Here is a 6,690-nt window from a genome sequence, read left to right on the forward strand (position 1 = left end):
AGATTCGCGCATTGACGGCGGGGGTCGGCTATCGTCTCCAGCTTTTCCACCAGGGCACACGTGAGCGCAGGCATACCTCCTCCTCCTTTTTCCCGGACACCCGTGCTGCCCTCTCTATCCTAACCCCTTCTTTTTACAAGACTCTAAGCGCGTTCCCCGTGGGGATACACCTGCCCAAGTTATGTCAGCAGTCGAGCAACCGTCCTTATGCAACAACCGATCGGCGAGAATTGTTTCGTTCTTGAAGATAACACTATCCAACCGTTTGTGACTATCGGCAACAATGTCACCCTGTGGAGCGGCAATCATATTGGACATGATTCGGTCATCGAAGACCACTGTTTCATTAGCTCGCACGTGGTGATTTCTGGTCACTGTACGATCGGGCGCTACTCCTTCCTTGGCGTCAACGCCACACTGCACAACTCCATTCGCGTCGCCGAGCAGTGCCTGATCGGCGCTGGAGCGTTGCTGATGAAAGATACCGTCGCCAAAGGCGTCTACTTCCCTAAGGGCGGCGCCATGTTGTTTGCCAAGAACAGCGATGAGGTCGACTTGTAGTGGAACCCACCTCATCACGACACATCCCGTTCAATCGCCCGCATCTGACAGGACGAGAGTTGGAATATATACGGCAGGCGGCAGACAACATGCACCTGTCAGGGGATGGGCCATTTTCGCAGCGGTGCCAATCATGGTTGGAAGCGCAGATTGCCTGTCAGAAAGCCGTTCTCACCCATTCCTGCACTGCGGCACTTGAGATGGCGGCGTTGCTGCTCGATATCGCACCAGGCGATGAGATCATCATGCCGTCGTACACATTTGTGTCCACCGCCAACGCATTCGTACTGCGTGGTGGGGTGCCAGTGTTTGTCGACATTCGCGCCGATACGTTATGCATTGACGAAACACTGATCGAAGCCGCGATTACTCCGCGTACGAAAGCGATCGTCGCCGTTCACTATGCTGGCGTGGGGTGTGAGATGGACACCATCTGCGCTCTTGCCGAAATACACAAACTTCCTGTTATTGAAGATGCGGCACAGGGAATATGTTCCTTCTACAAAGGACGCGCCCTCGGCAGTTTCGGCACCTTAGGCGCCTTGAGTTTTCATGAAACCAAAAACGTCATGTCCGGCGAAGGTGGCGCACTGCTGGTGAACGATACGCAATGGAGCACGCGATCAGAAATCCTGCGCGACAAAGGCACCAACCGCAAACAGTTCTTTCGCGGTGAGGTGGATAAATACAGCTGGGTCGATATCGGCTCCTCGTATCTTCCCAGTGAACTGACCGCCGCGTTCTTGTGGGCACAACTAGAAGCGGCAGAGAACATCACGCAGCAACGGTTGTCGATCTGGTGTCGCTACCATGAAGCCTTTGCACCCCTCGAAGCGCGTGGTTACGTCCGTCGTCCGGTTGTTCCCACCCATTGTTCACACAACGCCCACCTATACTATCTGTTACTACCTGATCTCGTCACGCGTACGGCGGTTCTCGCTGCATTGAACGACGCCGGAGTTAACGCAGTCTTTCACTATGTACCACTGCACTCAGCACCAGCAGGAAAACGTTACGGGCGGCCGTACGGAAACCTCACACGCACCCAATGGGCGAGTGACTGCCTGCTGCGCCTGCCACTCTGGGTGGGAATGACAGACAGTGAGATCGGCTATGTCGTCGAAATGATCAACGCAATCGTACCGAAGGCAGTGAAGCCCCGATAGTGATCTCGTCATTGCGAGTGCAACGAAGCAATCTCTGTTTTCACAGAGAATTGCCTCACCGCTGACGCTCTTCGCAATGACAGCTTATCCCTTCTCCAACGCACTACCGTCGCGGCGTTACAGCAGGCCCCGGTGTCCTGTCTCCTGTATCTTGTCGCGGTGTCACTGGTGGTCCGGGTGTTTTGTCTCCTGTTGGACGCAGGACACTGCTCGCGGCTTGCGTAATCATCGCCTCTTTACCCATCACAAGAAGTTTTCCTGTTCGAGGTGCTCCTGTAGTATTCGGTGTCACAGTAAACCCTAACTGTCCATCCCCGACCTTGGCCCGTTCGTTCCCCGTCGCATTCACCGTAATCCAGGACTCCGCCGTCGCTAAATGCCACGCGCAGCGCTGTGGTGCCTTTACAACGACCGCATCGCTATCACCATTGCTACTCAGCGCCCGGCTCGGGCCTATCGCGTCGGTAACGCACGGTGGTGGAGGTGGAGCAGCAAAGACTTCCACATCTTCCGGAGTAATTCCAACAAGAACTTCAGGAGCACCAGCATTATTGAGCATCACTAACGACACTGACGATGAAGCACTATTAGGAACCACAACCTATACCTGCTGCGATACGGGATTTTCTGTTCCCTGGAAGGGCTGCATTCCGACTGTGGTTGGTGGCCCTTTCGTATCAGTTGCCGTAGTAATTGCTATCAAAGCGCCGTGATTTTCCCCTAGCCTCTGTCGATCAGTGACGATCACCTGGCTAGCGTCTGCATACGTTTGAATCGTTGCAGGATTTCCAAAGCCAAAGATCCGTTCGCTAATCTGCATTCGAGCCTCACGTTCTAGGCCGAGAAGAACCCTGTCACCTGGGTTCTCAAGAGCAAGAAACGCCTGAAAATCACGTCCCGGTTCTAGTATCGCGACGCTCCTGGTCTGGTCCACTGGGTTGATGTTCAATGGTTCAGTAACGTACACTTTCCCTTCTTTACTCACTGCGACGCTCGTTATGCCCGGGGACACGCTCACATCTTGTAGTTTGCTAGGGGGAAAGGTTGTCGTATTCAATACACTTACAGTTCCCTGCCCCTGGTTTGCGACAAAGGCCCGCCGGCCGTCGGGAGAGAAGGCAATTGACACAGGATCTTGCCCAGTATCGAGAAACTGAATCTGGTTAGTAGCGGTCTTCACCGTCGTCACAAAGCGACTCCCTGTCCCAAACACATACAAGAACAGGCCGTCTGGGCTCACGGCAAGTCTTGTCGGCGAGAAACGAAAGACTGCAAGCCGGAACTCTGTATCGTCACTGGTCTTGATTACCGACACACTATCCTGTCCGGGTCCGCTGTTCGCCACATAAACTCGTTGCCCGTCAGGAGTAACTGCCAGCGCCGTCGGGTTCAAACCCACAGAAATCGTCTTTGTCACCTCCAGACTCGTCGTGTCAATCACCGACACATTATTAGAACCAAAATTACAAACATATCCTTTACGCCCATCTGGAGTTAAAACCAGCTCGGTCGGTGCCGTCCCGACCACGATCAATCGCACTTCACGTTGGGCGTGGATATCCACAACTGACACCGTGCCTTCATCCCGGTTCACTATGTATGCTACTCCCTGCGTTGTAGTTACTGCCCCACTACCACTCACAATGAGTTTGGCAGCGTCAAAAGTTGCACCGACAATACAGGTGGTCTGACTGAACGTGACGGTTCCATTGTACGGTGGTGGACTGAGAATAGGTGGCGTGAAGCGCAACGTATATACCTGACTTTGTGTCGGCGGTAAGCTTACGTTGTCACTTGGCGAGACAATGAAACCCGACGGAACACAGATCTTGCGCGTGAGAAGGCTACTACCGACATTTCGCACAGTAAAAGTGAGGTCACGATTCTGTCCAACGCGCACGCCGCCAAAATTGAGTGTCGTCGGACTGATTTCCAAGGCCGCCCCTTGCAGACCGTTACCAATCAGAGGAATAGGCACGGTCGTGCCCCCTGCTGTCACGGTAAGTACTCCAATAGCACTACCCGCTTGGGAGGGCTGAAACTGCAATTGCACCGTCTCGCTGAGGCCAGCCCCAAGGTTAAAACTCGCATCACTGAGCAGGCTAAAACCGGCACCACTCGCATTGGCGGTGCCAGCGAGAGTACCTGTCCCCGTATTGGTCACCGTGCACTGCAAGACAACGGAATTCCCAACAGTCACGCTGCCAAAGTCGAGCTGTTGGCTACAGACCGACAACAACGGTCCACTGCCGACGCCAGCACCGCTCCCGCTAAGCTGCACACTTGCGGGACCTCCAGTACTGCTGATATTTACCACCCCGCCAAAGCTTCCACTACTGGAAGGACTGAAACGTATTGTCACAGTCCGATTGTTCTGAGGTGGCAAACTGAACACCCCACCGCCACTCAGCAGGCTGAAGCCATCTCCCGCCAAGTTTACTACCCCTTCAATCGTCGTACTGCCAGAGTTCCCTATGCTAAAGGTCAAGTCCTGGGCACTACCCACAGCGGTATTGGGAAAAGAGAGCACCGATTTATCAACGCTCATAAGTGCGTTTGGTAGTAGTTTGACAATGAAGATGTCTTGAAGGCCAGCATTAGTCACCTGGCGAGACCCAGCAGTAACAGGAAAATTGACCGACCTGCTGCCTCCGGTCACATAGACATTACTACTTCCATCGACCACAACCCCGAACGCTGCATCGTCAGCACTTCCTCCCAGATATGTTGCGTAGAGCACTGATGTACCCGATGGGCTCAGTTGTGCAACGAACCCATCGCCAAAAGAGACACCGCCTCCAAATACCGGTTGTACCGCATCCGAGGTGACAGGAAAGTTAGCCGACCGTGCATCTCCAGCCACAGTCATATTTCCCCCTCCATCAACTGCGATCCCCAAGCCAAAGTCGATGCCGCTGCCACCTAAATAGGTGGCAAAGACGGGTGTTCCTGCGGGATTCAGTTTGGCGACAAACGCATCCCGAGAGCCGCCGAAATTTTGCTGAACTGCTCCCGGCGTGACCGGAAAGTTGCTGGAGGCGGTGTCCCCAGTTACATACACGTTGCTACTTCCGTCGAGTGCAATCCCGTACGCAGTGTCATTAGCGTTGCCACTAAGAAAGGTCGTATAGCCAACGGACGTGCCCGTCGCGTTCAGCTTAACAACAAATGCATCCAAGGAGCCGCCGGAGGCTAGACGTGCCGGTCCTGACACCGTTGGAAAGTTCGCGGATCCCGTGTCCCCAGTCACATACACGTTGCTACTGACATCGACCGTCAGCGCATATCCAACATCGCTACCAGATCCGCCCAGAAACGTAGCGTACCCAAAGGCTGTCCCTGTCGGATTTAGTTTAACGACAAAGGCGTCAATTGCACCGCCAGAAGTCTGTCGGACCACCCCTGGCGTGGTCGGAAAGTTGGCGGACCCGGTCTGGCCAGACACATACGCACTACCACTTCCATCGACAACTATCCCCCAACCAACGTCATCATTCGTACCACCCACGAGGGTCGCGTATCCCAAGGCAGACCCTACTGAATTAAGCTTGGCCACAAAAGCATCAAAGCCGCCGGCGAGAGTCTGCTGCACTACTCCTGAGGTCACAGGGAAGTTGGTAGATTTGGTGTTCCCAGTCACATACACATTGCCGCTCTCATCAACCTTGATTCCGTACCCATTGTCATCGGCATTGCCGCCCAAATACGTCGCATACACAATTGTCGTACCCCTTGAATTGAGTTTGACGACAAACGCATCGCGAAAATCACCACCGTAGTTCGGCTGTACTACTCCCGCAGTGGTCGGAAAGTTGGGGGATCGTGTAGGCCCGGTCACATACGCATTGCCACTTCCGTCGACAGTAATCGCCAACCCGGCATCGATATGATTACCGCCCAGATAGGTACTGTAACTCAGCACCGGATCAATAATCAGTTCCCTGCTGGTGTCATACGCAGACAGCACCAGACCAACCTCCTCCTCTGCCATCAGCCGATATTGCCCCTGCACGGTCTGCTTCTTGCCGTCGATCTCCTGATACACTTGCGGCTTCAGTAACCGCACCTCCCCCCCCCGGCACGTAAAGAATAACATCCCCACTCGGATCAAGCCGGAGATCTTCCGCTCCCGCAAACCGCATGCGTATCTGGTTTGGATCCGCTCCCGGTTGGACAAGAAAGTCATACTCGACTTGTCGGTGTTTACCGTAGTAGGCCACGTCAATCCCAGGGTACACGCTGTGATACCGCACCTTGCCATAGGTCGGGATCTCTGTCTGCCATCGGCTCGGCTCGTTGCCAATGAAGTAGTTCACTCTACCTGGTAAAGCCTCTTCGGCGGTGAGTTGGGGCTGCGTATTCGCTCCGGTGAGAGTCATGCGCAGAAAGGCGGAAGGCTGGGGTTCTGGGAGTTGGGTGTTGGCATTGTGGAGTTGGGATTGCGGATTGCGGAATAGGGAATCAGAAGGAAGGCGCGACTGCCACGTCATTTCGCCTCGGCGCCCACTCGCCCCCGCGCCCTTTCGTTCCCACGTCTCTGCCCATTCACCCCCGCGCTGTAACGCCAACACGGTCTCCGTGGGCGTGAGAAACACGGTATAACCACGCCCGCGTGCCAGGTACTTCACCTGCTCATCCACCTGCCCCCGGTTCTCTTCAAAATAAAACGGAACCCCAACACTCGCGCTTGCTACTTGTGGACGAGTCAGCGCCGAACGCTCACTAGGAATGGTCTCTGCCGATAGTTCAGCGTGATTATCTACGGTGGATTGAGAATCAAGTACTACTGACGAACGACGTTCATCAGGTGACAAAACCACACATGCGTGAAGGATTATGCCCAGAAGTGCGTTTTCTGGACCAAAATGATCACCGATTCTGATGCAACGTGATCATCGATTCTGATGCAAGTTGATCAGTGATTCTGGTTCAACGTGATCAGTAAGACACCGAAACCAGAATG

3 protein-coding genes and 1 pseudogene are annotated in these 6,690 nt (G+C 54.3%); 2 read left to right on the plus strand and 2 right to left on the minus strand.

Translation table 11 applies throughout. The features are described from left to right. Positions 1-177: 177 nt before the first annotated feature. Positions 178-561 (plus strand): annotated as a pseudogene (locus tag FJ147_26305) (acetyltransferase). After that, positions 561-1,727, plus strand: coding sequence for a dTDP-4-amino-4,6-dideoxygalactose transaminase (rffA, locus tag FJ147_26310; protein ID MBM4259399.1), 1,167 nt, complete (start codon positions 561-563; stop codon positions 1,725-1,727). Before FJ147_26305 ends, rffA begins: the two are co-directional and overlap by 1 nt. 103 nt (positions 1,728-1,830) lie before the next feature. Here rffA and FJ147_26315 read toward each other — a convergent pair whose 3' ends face one another. Continuing rightward, complete coding sequence (locus FJ147_26315) at positions 1,831-2,325, minus strand: BACON domain-containing protein (GenBank protein MBM4259400.1); 495 nt, start codon at positions 2,323-2,325, stop codon at positions 1,831-1,833. A gap of 3 nt (positions 2,326-2,328) precedes the next feature. Then, positions 2,329-5,988 carry a choice-of-anchor D domain-containing protein gene (locus FJ147_26320; GenBank protein ID MBM4259401.1) on the minus strand — a complete coding sequence of 1,220 codons (3,660 nt, stop codon included), beginning with the start codon at positions 5,986-5,988 and terminating at the stop codon, positions 2,329-2,331. Positions 5,989-6,690 lie beyond the last annotated feature (702 nt).

Source organism: Deltaproteobacteria bacterium, assembly GCA_016874775.1.
GTDB lineage: Bacteria > Desulfobacterota > Binatia > Bin18 > Bin18 > VGTJ01.